Raw genomic sequence first — 18,887 nt, forward strand, 5'->3', positions numbered from 1 at the left:
TGCGCATTTCTAGAATGAATGCCGACGCGTCCCGAACCGGGCCCCGCAATCTCGCATCGTCCTAGAATAAAGCCGAAAAGGGTGCTTTCGTCAAAACCAATCAAGCATTTACCCAGAGGCCAGCACCCATATTTTTCCAAATTGTGCGCATTTAGCGTTCGATGGCATCCAAGATGCCAAGATTCGCCAGTGCCGATCTTCTAAATTTGCGTCCGTGTCGAACAGTTTGCGAAGGATTCGTCGGTGACGCACCGATCGCGAGACAGACACAAACACTTGTTAATCGATGCGGTCGCCTATTCGACTGCCCCCAAGCGGCCCTTTAATCATTTTTGGAGAGATGTGTGCCTGAGAGTTCAAACGTTTTCCGTGGTTGCATCCCGGCCTTGATGACCCCCTGTGGGGAAGATCGCAAGCCAGACTTTGACGCCCTGGTTCGCAAAGGTCGCGAACTGATCGACATGGGCATGCGAGCCGTCGTGTACTGTGGGTCAATGGGCGATTGGCCGTTATTAACCGATGCACAGCGTCAAGAAGGTGTCAAGCTTCTTGCCGAAGCCGGTGTACCGGTTGTCGTTGGAACCGGTGCCCAGAACCCGCAGATCGCCGCTGACCACGCGGCTCACGCCAGGAAGGTCGGTGCGGCCGGGCTGATGGTGATCCCACGGGTACTTTCGCGAGGCACTTCTTCCGCCGCCCAACGTGCTCACTTCGCCGGAATCCTCAAGGCAGGAGAAGGGATTCCCTCGGTTATCTACAACAGTCCTTACTATGGCTTCGAAACCAAAGCGGATCTCTTCTTTGATCTCCGTGCTGAGTTTTCGAACCTGATCGGTTTCAAGGAATTCGGCGGCGCCGCATCGCTTAGCTACGCCGCGGAACACATCACCAGCGGCGATCCAGACCTCACGCTGATGGTTGGCGTGGACACTCAAGTCTTCCACGGATTCGTTCGCTGTGGTGCAGCGGGTGCGATCACGGGTGTCGGAAACGCGTTGCCCAAACAGATCCTTCGATTGGTCGAACTGTGCCAACAGGCTGCGGCCGGTGACGTCGAAGCACGACGGCTCGCCGAAGAGCTTGACAACGCCCTCGCGGTTCTGGCGAAGTTTGATGACGGACCGGACTTGGTTCTTCATTACAAACATCTGATGGTTTTGGAAGGGAACCCGGAATACGGTTTCCAACTCAATGCCACCGATGCGCTCAGCAAATCGCAAAAAGCGTTTCTCGAAGACCAATGGAAATGCTTCCGAACATGGTGGGACAACTGGCCCGGGAGAGCATCTTGAACCCGATCGGATTTGTCGACGCACATACCGAAGGCGAACCCACGAGGATCATCGTCGACGGTGGTCCCGACTTGGGAAGTGGTTCGATCAAAGAACGGGTCACCCGATTCCGTGAAAACGCAGATGACTTTCGACAATGCGTCATTCTCGAGCCGCGTGGTTATGACGCGGTTGTCGGGGCGTTGTTGTGCGAACCTACCGATCCGACTTGTGCCGCCGGTGTGATTTTTTTCAACAATGCTGGCTATCTCGGCATGTGCGGGCACGGCGCCATCGGTGTTGCCGTGGCTCTGCACTACCTCGGCAAAATCGGCATCGGGAAACACCGTCTCGAAACGATTGTCGGGGTTGTGGAATTCGAGTTGCTGGAATCGAATCGAGTTGCAATCCAAAACGTACCCAGCTATCGCCTTCACCGGGACATCGAAGTCGAGGTTGAAGAGTTGGGCACGGTCGTTGGCGACGTCGCGTGGGGAGGCAATTGGTTCTTCCTCGTCGGCAGCAGCCCGGCGAGATTGACACTCGACAACGTCGACTCGCTTTCTCGCGCCGCCGGTCGTGTCCGGAAAGCCTTGCAACAAAACGGCATCACCGGGGCAAACGGGGACGAGATTGATCACGTCGAATTCTTTGACAAACCGTTCAGCACCGATGCCCACAGTCGCAACTTTGTCTACTGCCCAGGCGGTGAATACGATCGCTCGCCGTGCGGCACCGGGACGAGTGCGAAGCTAGCTTGCCTAGCAGCGGATGGCAAATTACAACCCGAAGAAACTTGGGTCCAAGAGAGCATCATCGGCAGTCGGTTCACCGCAACCTACGAACGTCTCGACGAAAACAACGTCGTCCCTACGATTGTGGGCACGGCGTTCGTTTGCAGCGAAGGCAGATTGATCCGGCAACCTCACGATCCGTTCATGCATGGCATCCGAAGTGAACACTCGCCGACCTCCGAAGGGATCTCCCTATGACCGGTAATGTCAGCGGTGAATCTGCCGTCGTGGTCGGTGCGGGAACGATCGGAATCGCTTGTGCTCACTATCTCAAGAAAGCCGGATTAGAAGTCACGGTGATCGATCGCGGGACCGTGGCGTCGGCCTGCTCGCATGGTAATTGTGGCTATATTTGCCCGAGTCATGTGCCGCCGTTGACCGAACCGGGTGCCTTCGCGGTAGCGTTGAAATCCCTGTTCAACCCACAGGCTCCTTTTCGCGTAAAGCCTCGCATGAGCCCCGCGATGTGGAATTGGATGTGGCAGTTCGCCCGCCGCTGTAATCATCGCCAAGTGTTGACCGCTGGGAAGCATCTGCAATCGATCCTTGACGCATCGATGACCGAGTATCGGGATTTGGTTCAAGACGAATCGCTGGATTGCGAATGGAAAGAGAACGGGCTGCTGTACGTCTTCCAAACCGCCCGCGGGATGGAAGCGTTCTCGAAAAACGACAGCATGTTGACGAAAGAATTCGGCGTCACGGCGGATCGAATCGAAGGAGATCAACTCCCTGAGTTTGATCCGGGTTTGAAACCCGGACTTGCCGGTGCATTTCACTATCCGGGCGACACGTCGGTTCGGCCGGACCTTCTCAATAAGCAGTGGGTTGAACGTTTGCGAGCCGACGGGGTGCAATTCATCGAGAATTGTGAACTAACCAAAGTCCACAAAGCGGGCGGACGCATCAAGCGTGTTTCAACGTCGCACGGCGAAATGCGAGCCGATCATTTCGTCTTTGCGATGGGCGCGTGGAGCACGCGTTGGTCAGACGAACTTGAATGTCGAATCCCGATCGAACCGGGCAAAGGCTATTCGGTAACGATGAAGCGTGTCGAACCGCTACCAAGGCACCCGATACTTTTCCCTGAACACAAAGTCGGTGTGTCACCGTTTGAGAACGGATTGCGGCTCGGGTCGATGATGGAATTTGCCGGCTACGACACAACCATCCGGGAAGAACGCATCCAGCAACTCCGCGATTCAGCACGCCCCTACCTCGTCGCACCGGTCGACGGAGCAGCCGAAGAGACTTGGTATGGATGGCGTCCGATGACCTGGGACAGCCTGCCGATCATCGGTGCATCGTCAAGTTTGGAAAACGCGTTTTTGGCAACCGGGCACAACATGTTGGGACTTAGCCTCGCACCATCGACGGGACGCTTAATCGCAGAGCTGATTACGGGCGTCGATACTCACATCGACGCAACTCCTTTTTCGCCCTCTCGTTTTTAGGATAGAATCAATGGATACGATGCGGTCCATTGAAAGAGGAACACCAATTGCCTTCCACGATCCAAAATGCTGGCGGCAATCAGCCAAGTCCCTACTGCGGCGTTTTTGATCTTTTCCGGATCGGAATCGGTCCATCGAGTTCGCACTCGGTGGGTCCCATGCGGGCGGCCAAGCTGTTTGTCGAGGAGTTGCAGAACCAAAACTCGCTTGGATCGGTCACTCGGATCCAAATTGATCTCTACGGATCGCTCGCGTTAACCGGCCTCGGCCACGGAACTGACACCGCCGTACTAATGGGACTATCGGGCGAGCGGCCCGAGACGATCGATCCTGAAACGATTCCAACCAAGCTCGAAACCATTCGGCAAGCGAGTTCGATCGAACTTGATGGGCTTCAATCGGTCCCGTTTGACCAGAAAACAGATCTGATTTTCAACCGCAGGATCACGCTCGACACGCACCCCAACGCGATGCGAATGCAAGCGTTCGGAGATGCGGATCGCGGTCGCCTCCTGCATGAAAGCATTTATTTCTCGATCGGCGGCGGCTTTGTCATTCGCCAAGGGCAAGAACCCGACGTCGCGGATCAAGTCGATGTTCCCTACCCGTTTTCGTCCGCCAATGACCTGCTCGTTCTTTCCCAGCAGCACTCGTGCAGCATTAGTGATTTGATCCGGGAGAATGAACGCGTCTTTCGTTCGGACGCGGAGATCAGCGAGGGGCTGCGAACGATTTGGCAAACGATGCAGGAGTGCGTCCAATTGGGTTGCCAAACGGAAGGAGTGCTCCCCGGCGGTTTGGGCGTGGTGCGTCGAGCACCGCGGCTGTTCCAACTACTCACAAGCAAGGGGCAACTACCGACCGACCCGATGCTGGTACTCGACTGGGTCGACCTGTACGCACTCGCGGTCAATGAGCAAAATGCCGCTGGCGGACGCGTGGTCACGGCGCCGACCAACGGTGCGGCAGGCATCATTCCATCGGTCTTGCACTATTACACGCGGTTTTGTCTCGGAGCCACGGAGGACAAAATCGAGCGGTTCTTCTTGACGGCCGCCGCGATCGGCGCCCTCTACAAACGCAATGCGTCCATCTCCGGTGCAGAAGTCGGGTGCCAAGGCGAAGTGGGCGTGGCCTGTTCGATGGCGGCCGGCGCGCTCACCGAAGTGCTCGGCGGAACACCCCAACAAGTCGAACAAGCGGCTGAAATTGGGATGGAACACAACCTCGGCTTGACGTGTGATCCGATCAAAGGATTGGTCCAAATTCCGTGCATCGAACGCAACGCGATGGGTGCTGTCAAAGCAATCAACGCAAGCCGACTCGCACTCCGCAGCGACGGAAAACACACGGTTTCGCTCGACCGCGTGATCCGTGTCATGAAACGCACGGGTGCGGACATGTCATCTCGTTACAAAGAAACGTCTCAAGGCGGGCTGGCCGTTAACATCGCAGAGTGCTGAGCACACTCGGCCCAGCTGATCTGCGATAGCTTTCCACCGAACCAGTGGTGGCTTCCAGCCGCCATCGGTCGAGCATTGGCGAATAGAAGCCACCGCTACATGAAACGTGCAAATGTTCTGGCCCCAGTTGTCGATCTCTTGTCAGCGGGTGACGTGGCCGAACGATCGCAACAGCAACACGTGTTTTCAAACCCCTTTTTCTCTGGGGAAAATTCACCTCAAAGGGGTCGGAGAGGGGAAGCGATTTCCCGGCTTCACTCGAACCTCCCAGGGGATGTCGATTGAACTACTGCGGGATTTCAAATGGAGCGGAACGGCGCGAACGGTCTGGTAACGCGGGACCGGACGGCTTGCGCCGTTCCGCTAAAAAGAGCACTAAAGCAATCGACGTCCCGAGGGCGGGTGTCTCCAAGCGGTTACCAAGTCAGCCTGTTTAATTGGTAACTCGACCAAAGTATTCGTCCCAACTTTCGTGAGGACGCCCGGCCGCTTTCTCGAAATGACTTTCGTTATTGAAGGCACCGTTTCGGATTCCTTCATAGATGCCAGCGATCACATTGCCTAAGAATTCGCCGAGTTCCGCGACCCGATCCTCTCGATACTCTTGCACCGACATTTCTCGGTACTTCAGATTGGTCCCGAATGCGGCACTGAGGTAGTCGGCCAATTGTTGCTGCGTGATCGCTTCACCGTGCAGGTTGTAGGTTTGACCATTGTGCTCGGACTGCGCCAACATGTTCGCGTACGCGGCCGCGAGTTCAGAACGGGTCGTGTACCCGCACAGTGCTTCACCAGCGCAGTTCGCGATCTCGCCTCGTTGCTTGTATGTCTCGATGTAGTCGACGTCGGGTTCCATATAGATCCCGTTACGACCGATCACCCACTGCAGACCGCTGATGCGGACATCTTCTTCGGTTTGTCGGTTGCTCTGAACCACAGGCGAAAACGCGGTGTTTTGTTCGGCGCCCTGAATGCTGGTGTAAACGATCTTGGTCACCCCGGCCCGTTTCGCCGCTTCGATCACGTTGCGATGCTGACCGATCCGTTTTTCCGGAGCATCCATTCCGGATACCAATAAGACCGTATCGATGCCCTGCAGCGAGCTTTCCAGGTCACTCGGTGATTCGTAATTGCCGGGCCGGACTTCGAGGCCGAGCGACTCTGCTTTATGGGGCGTTCGCGCGAGCCCGACGACGTTATCCGGGCCAACCATCTCGACGGTGGCTTTCACGATTTCAGAACCAAGCTGGCCGCTCGCCGCCGTCACTGCAATCTTATTCATTGGATGTCTCGTCGTTTCGGGTCAAGTGATTGACAACAGAGAGCCGAAACTCTGTCGATCTTTCGGTGCCTTCGGATTCCGACGGCGAACGCGTCAAAGCAGCGGATGGCGTATGTCAGAAGGCGGACAGCATCGTGAAAGCGTCTGTGGGTGGCTGCCGATCGCGAGTCATTCCGCGATCCCGTGTTGCTTCATCATTCGATGGAGTTTCCGGCGTTCGACACCGAGAATGCGGGCGGCGGCGGACTTGTTGCCTTTTTCTCTTTCAAGGACTTCGGCGATGTGTTGCCGCTGTAAAGCGATGAGGGATCCTTCTGGGCTCGACGAATCGGAATCGTTAGGCGGAGGCTCGAACTCATCGGGTAAGTCGTCCATCGTAATCACATCATCAGACAGAATCTGTGCTCGCTTGATCGTGTTGATGAGTTGGCGAATGTTGCCGGGCCAATCATACGATTCAAGTGCCGAGCGGGCATCTTCAGCCAATTCGTACCCCTCGGCGAGAAAATAGTCGATCAGCAAACCGACATCGTTTCCGCGCTCGCGAAGTGGCGGAAGATCAAGGATCAAAACATTGATACGGTAGTACAAGTCTTCGCGAAACCTGCCCTCTTCGACCTCCTGTTTCAAGTTGCGGTTGGTTGCGGCGACGATCCGCACATCGACGCGACGTTCCTTTTCCGAGCCGACTCGACGCATCGATCCGTCTTCTAGAACTCGCAGCAATTTGGGTTGGAGTGCGAGCGGCATCTCTCCGATTTCGTCGATAAAAAGTGTGCTGTTATCCGCCACTTCGAACAGGCCTGGTTTCGCGGCGGTGGCGCCCGTAAAGGAACCCTTTTCGTGCCCAAACAGTTCACTTTCGACCAACTGCTCAGGCAGTGCCGCGCAGTTCACCGTCACCATCGGATATTTTGCTCGCGTGCTCCCTTGATGGATCGCTTGAGCGACCAATTCCTTACCCGTTCCGCTTTCGCCTTGGATCAGCACCGGGTTATCCGTGGGTGCGACACGATCGATCAGCCGGAAGACCTTTCGCATCGTCTCGCATTCCCCGATCATCTTCGCGGTATGGCGGTTCGTTCGGTCGATGACCTCACGTAACTGAGCGTTTTCCTTGCGGAGCTTTCTTCGTTCAAGCGCCCCCAAACAACGCCTCTCCAGTTCGGCCATTGGGAACGGTTTGGAGAGAAAATCGAACACACCACGGCGCATCGACTCGACGGCGTTTTCAATCGTGCCTTCGCCGGTTAAGACGATGATCTCGGTTTCTGGGTTGATGTCCCGCATCCGTTGGACGAGCTCCAGACCGCTAAGTCCGGGCAGATTCCAATCCAGCACCGCAATCTCGAAATCTCGCTTTTCGCACTGACCGATTCCATCTTGACCGCTGGACGTGTGGGTGACTCGATGGCCGTTCTTTTGGAACCAACGAACACAACCCGCGGCAAAATCCGAATCGTCGTCGACAAACAGAATTTCGAAGGTTTCATTTCGCATGGGTGCATTTTAGCCGTTCGAAGCGAAATCGGGAGTCATCGGGGGAGAGGAATTTGAAGCGTTGTCACCGGCCGGCTCGTCGTATGATGAATAGTCGACACTCACAGATATGATTAGATTTGCTGGATAGATGCCGTTGCCCGCCGTGTTGTCGTCCAACGACACGAACTCTTTAACACAAGCCCCCTATGAGCGATCCGATAACATTCGATCAACGCGAGCTGCTGGAGCGTGATCTGCGTGGCCAGACACGCGTGCTCAAACGACTCGCCCAAGGAGCTTCACTCGACGAAGTACTCGATACTCTCGTCGAAGTTGCCGAAGAATCGCGTCCGGAAATGATCGCGTCGATTCTTTTGCTCGATGAAAAGACCGGGTGTTTGCACAACGGCGCCTCCCGCCGGTTGCCGGACTTTTACTGCGCCGCCGTTGAGGGGGTGAAACCGGGTCCGAACGTCGGTTCATGTGGAACAGCGGCATTCACGGGCCAACGCGTTGTCGTCGAAGACATCAGCACCGACCCTTTGTGGGAAGCTATTCGGCACGTCGCCGCAGAAGCGTCGCTGCGAGCCTGCTGGTCAGAACCCATCATTGGCTCGAGTGGCGAGGTGCTCGGGACGTTTGCGATGTACTATCAGACCCCTCGCGCCCCCACGGAGAACGAACTGGAGTTCGTATCCAGCAGCGCGAATCTTGCCGCGTTGGCCATTCAGCGTGTCCGCTATCAGAACTCCGTCGAGCGTGAACGGGCGATGCTAAAAACCATCCTCAACAGTGTTCCCGATGCACTCATCTCGGGCCATCTCGACCGCAAGATCACGCACTTTAACCGCAGCGCCGGCCGTATTTTTGGCTACGATCCGGAAGAAGTCATTGGGAAACAGACCGCGTTCCTCTACGCGAACCCAGACGACTACGATCGGCTGCTAAAAATGCGATTCAACGCCGAGCAGGGCGAAACACTTGCCGCGACGGAGATTCAATGGCGTCGGAAATCGGGTGAGACGTTTCCCGGCGAAATTGTTGGCACGACAATCCGTGATGAAGATGGCGAGCCACTCGGATACATGGGTTTGATCCGTGACATTACCGATCGCAAGATTGCCGAAGCCAAGTTGGCCGAGAGCCAATCGAAACTCGTTCAAGCCGAAAGGCTCGCGGCGATGGGCCAGATGGTTTCAGCGATCGCGCACGAGAGCCGCAATGCGCTGCAGCGGATCCAAGTCAGCGTGGACGTGCTGCAGTACGAAATCGAGGCGGGCAGTGAAGCTCGCGAGGACCTGGAGCGGATCAGCCGAGCCAGAGCCGACCTGGAACGCCTCCACGACGAACTTCGCAGTTTTGCGGGACCGATTCAATTAAACACGTCGGCGGGCAACATGGCGGAAACTTGGCGACAAGCTTGGACGAACCTCCGCGTCTCGCGAGCCGACCGTGATGCCGAACTCGTCGAAATGATTCCTGATGTCGATTTGGACTGCCACTTCGATGCTTTTCGTTTTGAACAAGTGTTCCGCAACCTGTTCGAGAATTCGCTGGCCGCGTGTCCAGATCCGGTTCGGATTACCGTAAGGTGTCAGAATATGGACATTGAGGGTGTGCCCAGTTTGTCCATTTCGGTACACGATAATGGACCGGGACTGCCTGAGGAGATTCGATCTCACGTCTTTGAAGCGTTTCACACGACCAAAGCCAAGGGAACCGGTTTAGGCATGGCAATTGCCAAGAGACTCATCGAAGCACACCAAGGCACGATTGAAATCGGAAACGATGGTAATGATGGCGCTGAATTCGTCATCAAGATGCCGCGTGCTTAGATCAAATCCCCCAACGATCCATCCCGCCTCAAACAGGACTCGGTTGCGACAACCACTCGCCCCCAGACAATGACAACCCGCCTCCGAATCGTGATCGCCGACGACGAAGATGACATCCGGCAAGGGTTCCGTCGTCTGCTTTGCAAGATCGGCTGTGACGTGGTCGGGGAAGCGACGAACGGTCGTGAGCTAGTCAAGCTTTGCTCGTCCGAGCATCCCGATCTCGTCATTACCGATATCCGCATGCCAGAGATGTCGGGCATCGACGCGGCGAAAGTGATTTCGAAAACGCACACGATCCCCGTCATCGTGGTGTCGTCACATGAACGTCCTGCTGCGGAAGACTCGGCCTACATCGCCGACTTCCTCCTCAAACCGATCAGCGGCCCTGATTTAGAAGCAGCGATCACACGGGCGTTTCCACGATTTTAGAGCCGCGACAACCAACCGCTGAATCATCATCGGGGCCGGTCGGGTCACCCGACCAAACCGGCAACGAACAGGTCCCTGCTCAGGGCGAAGGCGCATAAAAAAAACACCCTCAAAAACATTTGTAATTGAGGGTGTTTTTTAGCAGCGGAGGACACGGGACTCGAACCCGCAACTCCTTACGGAGCAATTGATTTCGAATCAACCTGCTTGCCAATTCGCTTATCCTCCTTGGTCACAAACCGTCTCCGGTCTGCGGCGTAGTATTTTGACGCCATCTTCGTAATCGTCAAGATGGGGCGGCCGTCTTCTGAAAATACGCGCTATTCGGAGAAGACGCTGCTGCGGACTTCTTCTTCGAGCGATTTTTGCCCCGCTTTGACTTCGTTAAACGTCGCGGCATCGAGACTGTAGGTCACCGTGTCGGTGACAGCGTCAACGTGAGCGTTTCGGGTGTCACCAGTCAGAAGGGCGGTTTCACCAAAAAAATCACCCTCGGTAAGCCGTGCGACTTCGGTGAACTCCTTACTGCTACGGCTCGCCGGATCGCTCGGCAGCGGCGGACGGCGGACGACAACCTCACCTTCTCGAATGAGGTAAAAACGATCGCCGACGTCGCCATAGGTCACGATCCGGTCGCCGGGAGCGTGCTCTTCGCGTTTCATCTTCCGTGCGATCGTCGTCAACGTACTGACCGAAACCAGCGAAAACAGATCGCAGCGATGCAGCATTTTACCGAGCAACGCGGCTTCGTCGAGGTTCGTGTCTTGGGCGATATTTCCGAAATCCATTTTGACGATTCGGTCGGCGACATCGAGGATTCGGTTGTCGTGCGTGACGATCACGATCGCAGTCCCTCGCTCCCGCGCCTCTTTTTGAAACAGTTCGACGACCTGCCGCACGGAATCCTTGTCCAACGCCGCGGTCGGCTCATCGGCGAGCAGAATTTCGGGCCGGTGAACAAGCCCCCGGGCGACCGCAACCCGCTGCTTCTGGCCACCCGATAGGCTTCGGGGTTTGTAATGAATTCGCTCGCCCAGCCCCACGGCGACCAGCATCTCTTCACAGAGCCGGTTTTGTTCGCTACGGGGCAACCGGTCGGGCTGCAATTCCAGGGCCATTCGGACGTTCTGAAGTGCGGTCAGCGAGCCGAACAGGTTGTGGGCCTGAAAAATGAACCCCAACCGCTTTCGGATCGAGTTGATCTCCGCCGTGCGGGCGTCTCTCAGAGGCTGGCCGAGAATGTGAATCTGGCCCTCTTGGATTCGGCGGATCGTGCCGATGAGGGTCAAAAGTGTCGTTTTCCCCGAGCCACTCTGCCCGGTCATGATCACGATTTCGCCAGGCTGGACTTGCAAATTGTTGTCGTAGAGGACCTGTTTGCGGGCGTCGCCGGTACCGAAAAAATGGTTGACGCCGCAAACGTTAATGAGCGCGGACCCGTCAAAACTGCGATCTGCCTCGACACTTTTCGACTTAAAGCGGCGAAAAAGCTTGCCAGTCGCCGAATCACGGGCCGATCGAACAGTATCTGCGGCTCTTGTTTTGACGTTTTCGCGGTTCACGCTGTCTTTCATGGAACGGGAATATAAAAAGCAGTGAGACTACGTTAACTTAGCATTGGCCGTGCTGGTACAGACTTTTCGTCATTTTCTGCCGCGCGTCCCCATTCTGAATTACTCTATCGGATCAGGTATGGGCTTTTTTTGATTCCACTCGTTTTTCTTTCGGTTCACTGAGTTTCCATGCGGTTTCCTAACGTCCACAGCAGATTGCTGATCGGCCCGCTGCTTGCCGCGGCCTGCGGAATGACGCAGGTTGGTTGCGATGGCCGTCTGTCAAAATTTGGCTCAGACCCGAAACGCGAAGCGACCGAAATTGCCAACGCGCGTCAAAAGGCCGAATCGCAGGCCCAAGTCGTCGCCCAGGGACAACTCCAACCACTCGGCGGCGTCCTGTCGGTGATGGCACCTCCGGGAGATCGCGTCGCTCGCGTGGCCGTCTCCGAAGGCGAAACGGTGGCAAAGGGCGACCTGTTGGTAGAGCTCGAAAGCCTGCGAGCTAAAACGATCGAACTCGACGTAGCGGAAATGAAGCTCGCCGAAGGAAAAGCACGGCTCGAAGCGGAAGAAGCGGCTGCAAACGCCCGCTTGCGAGTCGCTCAGATGAAACTCGAGCAGGCTCAAACTCAGCTGGAGCAATCACGCGAGAAACTGAGAATCGCTGAGGGACCGGGCGGCAGTCTCGATTTGCTCCGACGGGCCGCGGAATTGGGAGAACGCAAGCTCGATCGCCTGCGAACGGCATCCGACAACCCCAACATGCAGCGCCTGGTCTCCGAGAATAAACTCGAAGAAGAATCGCTGAAGATCAGCGAAACGCGGGCCCAGTACGAAGCCGCCCGTGTGGATGCTAGAAACGCCATCGAGACTGCCGAGCTCGCCGTTGAGGCAGCAAAGCAAGACATCGTTGCGGCCGAAAAATCGATCGCTGCGGCACGCGCCTCGGCATCCCTGGGTTCGCTCGAAAAGCAAATCCAACTGCTCCGTTTGAACATCGAGACCGCCAAATTGATCAGCCCCACGGCTGGCCGGATTTTAAAACTCGACACGATGACCGGCCAAGCCACCACCACGATGCCGCTGCTGCATATGGCGGACACCAGCCAAATGGTTTGCATCGCCGAAGTCAACGTGGCCGACCTACGACGGATCGAAGTAGGACAAACAGCGGAAATCACGAGCCCCGGATTGTCTGACAAACTCACCGGCACTGTGCGGCGAATCAACCAAATGATTGCATCCCCGACAATGCCAAGCCCGTTTCCGATGGAGCCCGTCGATCGGCACACCGCCGAGGTTACGATCCAAATTGCACCGAAAGATAACGCCGCGGCGGCCGAACGAATTCACATGCAGGTTGAGATCACCATTTTTGCTCAACCGATTACCCCGGCGGTTTCCGCTTCGCCGCCAGCGACGACGACCGATGATGCCACATCCACATGAGTGCGGGCGTGTCACCGAGACCCTCGAGTGAATCCGGCTCCCAAGCGGCAGAATCTGTCGAGCGCGCGACGCTGAGTTACGGGCGGTCGCCCCGACGGACGTCGTTGGCTTGGAAGAACCTGACTGACGCTCCGATCCGCACGACGGTCTCACTCAGCGGAATCGGATTCGCGATCCTGCTGATGTTCATGCAGTTGGGTTTTCTTGGCAGCGTCGGAGATACCGCCACCGTCGTCTTCAATCGCATGGACTGCGATGTCGTCGTACGGTCGCAGGATTACCTGCATCTCTACGATCCGTCTTCGTTACCCGGAGACCTGCCGCAATGGCTCGAAGGGCTTCCCGAAGTTCGGCAGGTCGTGCCGTTGGACATCGGCGTGACCCAGTGGCAAAACCCGCTCGACCACTCATTCCGTGCGATCGCGCTGATGGGGATCGACTTGGATGAACCCGCGTTTGACTTGCCCGAACTCACTCCCGCCACCCGAGCCCAACTCCGACCCACGGGCGCCGTTTTGATCGACGACGCCAGCACCGATGATTTTGGCCCGAGTGACGGAATCAAGTTTGGCCCTGCAGACATCGGCAGAACAACCGACGTGGCCGGTAGCCAAGCGACAGTGAAGGGCACGTTCGAAATGGGCACGGGCCTCGCAGCCAATGGTGCGTTATTGTCATCGCGTGAAACCTTCGAAGAACTCACGCCCGGCCGACGCGGGAACCGTGTCTCGTTAATTCTCGTGACGCTCGAAGATTCCGAGAATGTCGAGGCCGGACTGAATGCGATTAAGCAGCGATTGCGATCTCTTGGTGGTCCCGCGTCGCAGGCCCACGCGATGACGCTCAATGAAGTGATGAAAGCCGAACGTCTCCAATGGTACTTCCAAACACCGATCGGATTGATCTTTGGAATCGGGGTCGTGTTGGCCGTTGTCGTCGGGGGCGTGATCAGTTACATGGTGTTGGCGTCGGACCTGTCGTCACACTTGAGCGAATATGCGACGCTCAAGGCAATCGGTTACAGCAACGGCTATCTCGTCAGAACGCTGCTGACACAGTCCACGCTGTTGGCAATCCTCGCGTTCCCACCGTCACTGTTGATGGCATACGTGCTGTACTACCTGACGTCGCACTACTCACACATCCCGATCCGGATGACGACGACTTGGATGTTCCTCGTGCTGGGTCTATCGCTTTTGATGTGCAACGCTGCGGGTGTCTTCGCCCTGCGAAAACTGCTCAAGGCCGAACCCGCGAGCCTGTTCTAAACACAAGACGCCGTCGCGGCCAAACCCAGGACGGCGTTAAAAAAACGGCCGCTTCGTTTTCACGAATCGGCCGTTGCAAGAGAGCGATTTGTCGGGCGTGAGCCGAGTTGCTTACGCGAACAAACGGTCGATCACCGTACCGTTGCGAACCAGAGTGATCGGCCGTCCGGTATCCGAGTTGAACTCTTTCGTCGGATCGATGCCAAGGTTGTGATAGAAACTCGCCGCGACGTCATCCGGCGTGATCGCATCGTGTCGCGGCGCCGATGCCGTGTCGTCGCTTTCACCGATCACTTGGCCACCACGGACGTCACCACCAGCCATCAGCATGAACATGCAGCGAGGATAGTGATCCCGGCCACCTTCTTCACTGCGGGTGTTGATTTTAGGCGTCCGTCCGAATTCGCCTGTTACCATCACGGCTGTCGATTCGAGCAGACCGCGTTGTTCGAGTCCGTTCAACAAGCCACTCAAACCATAGTCGAGTTTCGGTAGCAGATCCGTTTTGAGTTTCGTGAAGTTATCCTGGTGCGTATCCCAACCACCAAGCTGCAAGGACACAAAGTTGACTCCTGACTCAACCAGCCGCAAGCTCAGCAAACAACTCTGACCGAAGGCTTCTTCGCCGAACTGTTTGCGGAAACTCTCAGGTTCTTTACTGATGTCGAATGCCTTGCGCGCCCGTGGCGACGTAATCATCGCATACGCTTGTTCGCCGAAACGCGACAAGCCTTGCAGCAATTGATCGTTCGATTCCAATTCGGCAAACCGCCGATCGAGGCCTTTGAGCAGTTCCTGTCGGCGTGAGACTTCATCGACCGTCAGATCGCCAGGAAGCGAAATACCGCGTACCGAAAACGGCCTACCGAACTGCGGAGCCGCCTTGGTTTCGAGCGCCGCGTTCTCCAATCCGAGGAACCCGGGACCGTGACCGGCCCGCGGAATCGCGACGTGTGGTGGGATGTTGACGTCGCATTCCCGCTCCGCAGAGACGACCGAACCGAAGCTGGGAAACTGCAGTGCGGGGATCGGACGACTACCCGAGTTCACGTATTCACGGCCGAGTTGGTGAGCGGCCAGGGTATGGGATACGCCACGGAGGATGGCAAATTTATCGGCAACTCCGGCCAGCCGCGGCAGGTGCTCAGAAATCTGGACTCCAGGCACGTTGGTATCGATGGGGCGGAACGCGCCCCGAACCGCATCCGGTGCATCCGGCTTCAGATCGAACGTGTCCATGTGCGAGGGGCCACCGACGAGCTCGATGAAAATAGCCCGTTTGACACGCGTCGGATTGATCTCACCGGCCTCGGCCATCTGCAACCAATTCGGCAACGAGAGCCCACCGATTCCGACTGCGCCGGTACCGAGCAAACCCATTCGAATAACATCTCGGCGACGAACGCCATCACAAGTCTTATGTAACCGCATGATTCATTTGGTGGCTAGAAGGAAGGGAAATTAGTGCGTGATGATGAACTCTTTTGTGTTCACCAATGCCCACATCACGGAGGACAAACCATCGGCGACAGATTCGGAGTCGTTGATATACTGCATCGCGATCGCGAGTTCTTCTTGATCAGGCGTACGCGAGAGAGCCCGCAAGTACGCATCTTCAATGACGGACTCCAACGAGTCAGAAACGCGTCGTGTCGCCGCCTCGTCCCTCGACACCGATTGCCATGAATCGGGATCAGCCAGCAATTCTCGCAAGCTCGGGGTTTCAAATCCGAATTGCTTCAATCGCTTCTTGAGATCGACGTAGTTTTTCTCGAGACTGGGTCGCTGCGACTCGCGTCTGTTTTCATTGAGTGCAAGATAACGCTTGACCCGGGCGATCGTTTGCAGGCGAGCCTGATCGGCTTTGCGTGCAATCTGATCTTTGATCGGATTATCTTTCGCTGCCGGCCCCGCTTCTCCCAGGCTGGCACACGCCTGAGCGACCCAGCCATTCTTCGAAGCGAGCTGTTGATACATCTCAATGTCATTGCGGAGATAGATCGACTGCAACAAACTCGGCGAGTCGCTGCGATCGCAATCACAGTTACTTTCTCGTTCCGATTGGCCGAACACTTGCAACGCAAAATTGCGTTGGTTGCGGCCTTGATTGATATCCGCGGCGATCGCCATGTCCGACATTGTCGATCGCATCTTTTGTGATTGAACCGTTGATTGAGTCGCCAACAACACGGCATCGTGAATCACTTCGGCGGGCAAACGTCGCGGGACGTGTCGGCTAAAGTTGAGTCGATCGCGGGCATTGCTCGCATTCGTCAGCGTGCTGCGTTGGTACGCATGGCTCGTCACGATTTCGCGGTGCAACCATCGCAAATCGAATCCGCTATCACGAAAACCTGTCGACAAGTATTCGAGTAACGGTTGGTTACTCGCCGGGTTGGCCAGATTCATATCGTCGGTGGGATTGATGATCCCGACGCCGAAGTAGTTCGACCAGACGCGGTTCACGATCGCGGGAGCAAAATACGGATTGTCAGCGTCACGCATCCATCGCATCAATTCCGATCGCGGATCTTTGTCGAGCTTGACCGGTTCCGCCTGTCCGAGCACAAATCCTTCCGGGACCTTGATGGTCGCCGTCATGCCCTTCTTGCTCTTCTTTTGCTTGGCAAGCCGTTGGCGTGCGGAAGCGGTTTGATCCACGTAAGTCAGCTCAGGAAACGGAACAACCTGTCCATTCTGGGCTGCACGATAAACGAGTTTCCGAAGTTCACCGTTGTTAAGTTTTTTACCGTCAGTGATCGACTCCAGTAGTTCTTTGCGGATCTGATTGGAGTCCTTGGAGACCGCATTGGCACGAGCGTTGATGTTTTGAAAGATCTTGGCGAACTGATCGAAATCATCCTTGGACCATTGATCGAACGGGTGTTTGTGACACTGAGCACACTCGATTCGGATACCCAAGAACGCGTACGCGAATCCGATCGCCCGTTCTTCTGGCTTCTGGAAATTACGACGTGCCCAGAACAACGGCATCCCGTCGCGAGCGGCGAAAATCTCTTCATTGCCAGGCATGCACGCCTGGGTCATCTCCTTGCAATATTCACGATAGTCTTCGCCTTCCTGACGGCTCTGGGCGTTCACGATGCCTTCGACGATCTCGTCGTATGGCACGTTATCATCGAGCCGCACACGAAGCCATTCGTACCACAAACGGCTTGCCGCACCACGCATCGGATAAACGTTATTGAGCTGCGCGTCGCTGTTACCCGTCCAGTCCGAAATGCGGGTTGCCCACCAGGCGGCGTAGCCTGGGGCATCGAGCAGGTCTTCGATCAGCTGGTTGCGTTTGTTCGGGTCATCACTGACGAGAAAACGGCGGACTTCTTCGGCCGCCGGCAGCGTGCCGGTAATGTCCAAACTCGCTCGACGAATGAACTCGGAATCGTTACACAAGGGCGATGGAATGATGCCGAGTTTGGCATGTTTGATCGCAATGAGTTGATCGACGGGGTGCTCCGAACGCGGGGGAACATCGATCGACGACTCGACTTGGACACGACGCGTCACGGCGATGGGTACAACCGCTCTGTCGTACGAGACCACCACATGCGTGTCGCCTGACAGTCCGCTATGCACAAGACCGTTTTCATTAATCGCCGCAACAGCATCGTCGTTGCTGGAAAAGCGACACAATTCGGTAACGTCTTCAACAGTCCCGTCGGCCCAGTGGGCGATGGCAGTCAACTGCAACTCTTCTTCGTCCGTATCGAACTGAATCTCAGCGGGTTGGATCTCCAAACGGTCGAGCGTCTGAATCGAAGCGTTTGCAACGGCCCCTGATTCGATCCAACGATACAAGGTGTTGAACTGCCAACTGCCTTCGTCGAGCCGCTTGCCGCCTTCGTGCATGTCAGCATCGATCGGCTTGGCGAGGATTAAACTCTCTGTGATATCGTCGACGTCGACCCGGCCTGAGTTTTCGTCCAACAATGCGGCATGGTCGGCCTTGAAGTCGTACCCAAATAATGAGAGCTGAAAACCACCTCGGCCCTGAAACGATCCGTGACAGGACCGGCCGTTACACCCGAGTCGGCCCAGCAACGGCATGACGTGCTTTTGAAAATCGGGGACTTCCTTGGTTTCCGCATCAGAGAACCGCACCGACATGGATTCACTGACCGAAGCGAGCTGACTCTGGTCACCGGATCGTTTGGCCGATTCGCGAGAATTCGCGGGACCGGGTTCGGCCGACGCCATTCCGGCGATCATGACCGCGAAACAGATAGAAGCGAGGGCAATCCATTGGGGCGTATTCGACTGCGCAGGTCTCATCGCAATACTCACTAAATCACAGGTAGGAGAGCAACCGGAAGTGATCTTTGCATGACAAAGAACACAACGGACTCAAACAATATGGGGCGGGATAGAAAGGTGATATCGGGGGATTAAACACCTTCACGGACCGTTTATACCCGATCGTCCCCCAAAATTACAGAAAAGTTTTGTTTTTCCCGCCTTCACTCCTAAGAAAATGATGCGTCCGGAGGAAAGGGGGCGTTTCTCGGCAGTGTTCGCCCTTTCCCGCGTGACTCACAACAGCCACGTTACGCTCAAATTGAAGAGCCCGCGGTTCCCGCCTC

Annotated in this window: 13 protein-coding genes and 1 tRNA gene; 8 read left to right on the forward strand and 6 right to left on the reverse strand. The window is 56.2% G+C overall.

Translation table 11 applies throughout. The annotated features are described in order from the left end of the window. Positions 1-344: 344 nt before the first annotated feature. From NB063_RS00700 to NB063_RS00715, 4 genes are read left to right on the forward strand one after another with little or no spacing between them, the layout of a single operon-like run. Complete coding sequence (locus NB063_RS00700; protein ID WP_250926805.1) at positions 345-1,292, forward strand: dihydrodipicolinate synthase family protein; 948 nt, start codon at positions 345-347, stop codon at positions 1,290-1,292. Next, positions 1,247-2,263, forward strand: coding sequence for a proline racemase family protein (locus NB063_RS00705; RefSeq protein ID WP_250926806.1), 1,017 nt, complete (start codon positions 1,247-1,249; stop codon positions 2,261-2,263). Before NB063_RS00700 ends, NB063_RS00705 begins: the two co-directional genes overlap by 46 nt. Further along, a complete protein-coding gene (locus tag NB063_RS00710) occupies positions 2,260-3,519 on the forward strand; it encodes an NAD(P)/FAD-dependent oxidoreductase (RefSeq protein WP_250926807.1) in 1,260 nt (419 codons plus the stop codon). Before NB063_RS00705 ends, NB063_RS00710 begins: the two co-directional genes overlap by 4 nt. 47 nt (positions 3,520-3,566) lie before the next feature. Further along, positions 3,567-4,982: an L-serine ammonia-lyase gene (locus NB063_RS00715; RefSeq protein WP_261367155.1), complete on the forward strand. Its 1,416-nt coding sequence runs from the start codon at positions 3,567-3,569 to the stop codon at positions 4,980-4,982. 433 nt (positions 4,983-5,415) lie between these two features. Here the strand turns inward: NB063_RS00715 and NB063_RS00720 are convergent, their stop codons facing one another. Next, the gene (locus NB063_RS00720) at positions 5,416-6,264 is read right to left on the reverse strand and encodes an SDR family oxidoreductase (protein WP_250926808.1); all 849 of its coding nucleotides are present in this window, start codon (positions 6,262-6,264) and stop codon (positions 5,416-5,418) included. 168 nt (positions 6,265-6,432) lie between these two features. Further along, positions 6,433-7,764, reverse strand: coding sequence for a sigma-54-dependent transcriptional regulator (locus NB063_RS00725; RefSeq protein ID WP_250926809.1), 1,332 nt, complete (start codon positions 7,762-7,764; stop codon positions 6,433-6,435). Positions 7,765-7,952: 188 nt separating this feature from the next. On the opposite strand from NB063_RS00725, the gene NB063_RS00730 reads away from it, so the two are divergent. Both NB063_RS00730 and NB063_RS00735 read left to right on the forward strand, forming a co-directional pair. Then, positions 7,953-9,581 carry a PAS domain S-box protein gene (locus NB063_RS00730; protein WP_250926810.1) on the forward strand — a complete coding sequence of 543 codons (1,629 nt, stop codon included), beginning with the start codon at positions 7,953-7,955 and terminating at the stop codon, positions 9,579-9,581. Between the two features lie 69 nt (positions 9,582-9,650). Then, positions 9,651-10,013, forward strand: a complete 363-nt coding sequence (locus NB063_RS00735; protein WP_250926811.1) for a response regulator — start codon at positions 9,651-9,653, stop codon at positions 10,011-10,013. A gap of 145 nt (positions 10,014-10,158) precedes the next feature. On the opposite strand, the gene NB063_RS00740 is transcribed toward NB063_RS00735, so the two are convergent. Next, positions 10,159-10,241, reverse strand: a tRNA-Ser gene (locus tag NB063_RS00740). A 92-nt stretch (positions 10,242-10,333) separates the two neighbouring features. Then, positions 10,334-11,587 (reverse strand): ATP-binding cassette domain-containing protein, encoded by a 1,254-nt coding sequence (locus NB063_RS00745; protein ID WP_250926812.1) that lies wholly within the window; start codon positions 11,585-11,587, stop codon positions 10,334-10,336. A 168-nt stretch (positions 11,588-11,755) separates the two neighbouring features. On the opposite strand from NB063_RS00745, the gene NB063_RS00750 reads away from it, so the two are divergent. Both NB063_RS00750 and NB063_RS00755 read left to right on the forward strand, forming a co-directional pair. After that, on the forward strand, positions 11,756-13,018 hold the full coding sequence (locus NB063_RS00750) for an HlyD family efflux transporter periplasmic adaptor subunit (protein ID WP_250926813.1): 1,263 nt from the start codon (positions 11,756-11,758) through the stop codon (positions 13,016-13,018). Positions 13,019-13,026: 8 nt separating this feature from the next. Then, positions 13,027-14,286, forward strand: coding sequence for an FtsX-like permease family protein (locus NB063_RS00755; protein WP_250926814.1), 1,260 nt, complete (start codon positions 13,027-13,029; stop codon positions 14,284-14,286). 111 nt (positions 14,287-14,397) lie between these two features. On the opposite strand, the gene NB063_RS00760 is transcribed toward NB063_RS00755, so the two are convergent. Further along, a complete protein-coding gene (locus NB063_RS00760) occupies positions 14,398-15,717 on the reverse strand; it encodes a DUF1501 domain-containing protein (RefSeq protein WP_250926815.1) in 1,320 nt (439 codons plus the stop codon). Between the two features lie 30 nt (positions 15,718-15,747). After that, positions 15,748-18,579, reverse strand: coding sequence for a DUF1549 and DUF1553 domain-containing protein (locus NB063_RS00765; RefSeq protein WP_250926816.1), 2,832 nt, complete (start codon positions 18,577-18,579; stop codon positions 15,748-15,750). Between the last annotated feature and the right edge of the window lie 308 nt (positions 18,580-18,887).

It is taken from the genome of Aporhodopirellula aestuarii (assembly GCF_023701485.1).
GTDB classification, from domain to species: Bacteria; Planctomycetota; Planctomycetia; order Pirellulales; family Pirellulaceae; genus Rhodopirellula; species Rhodopirellula aestuarii.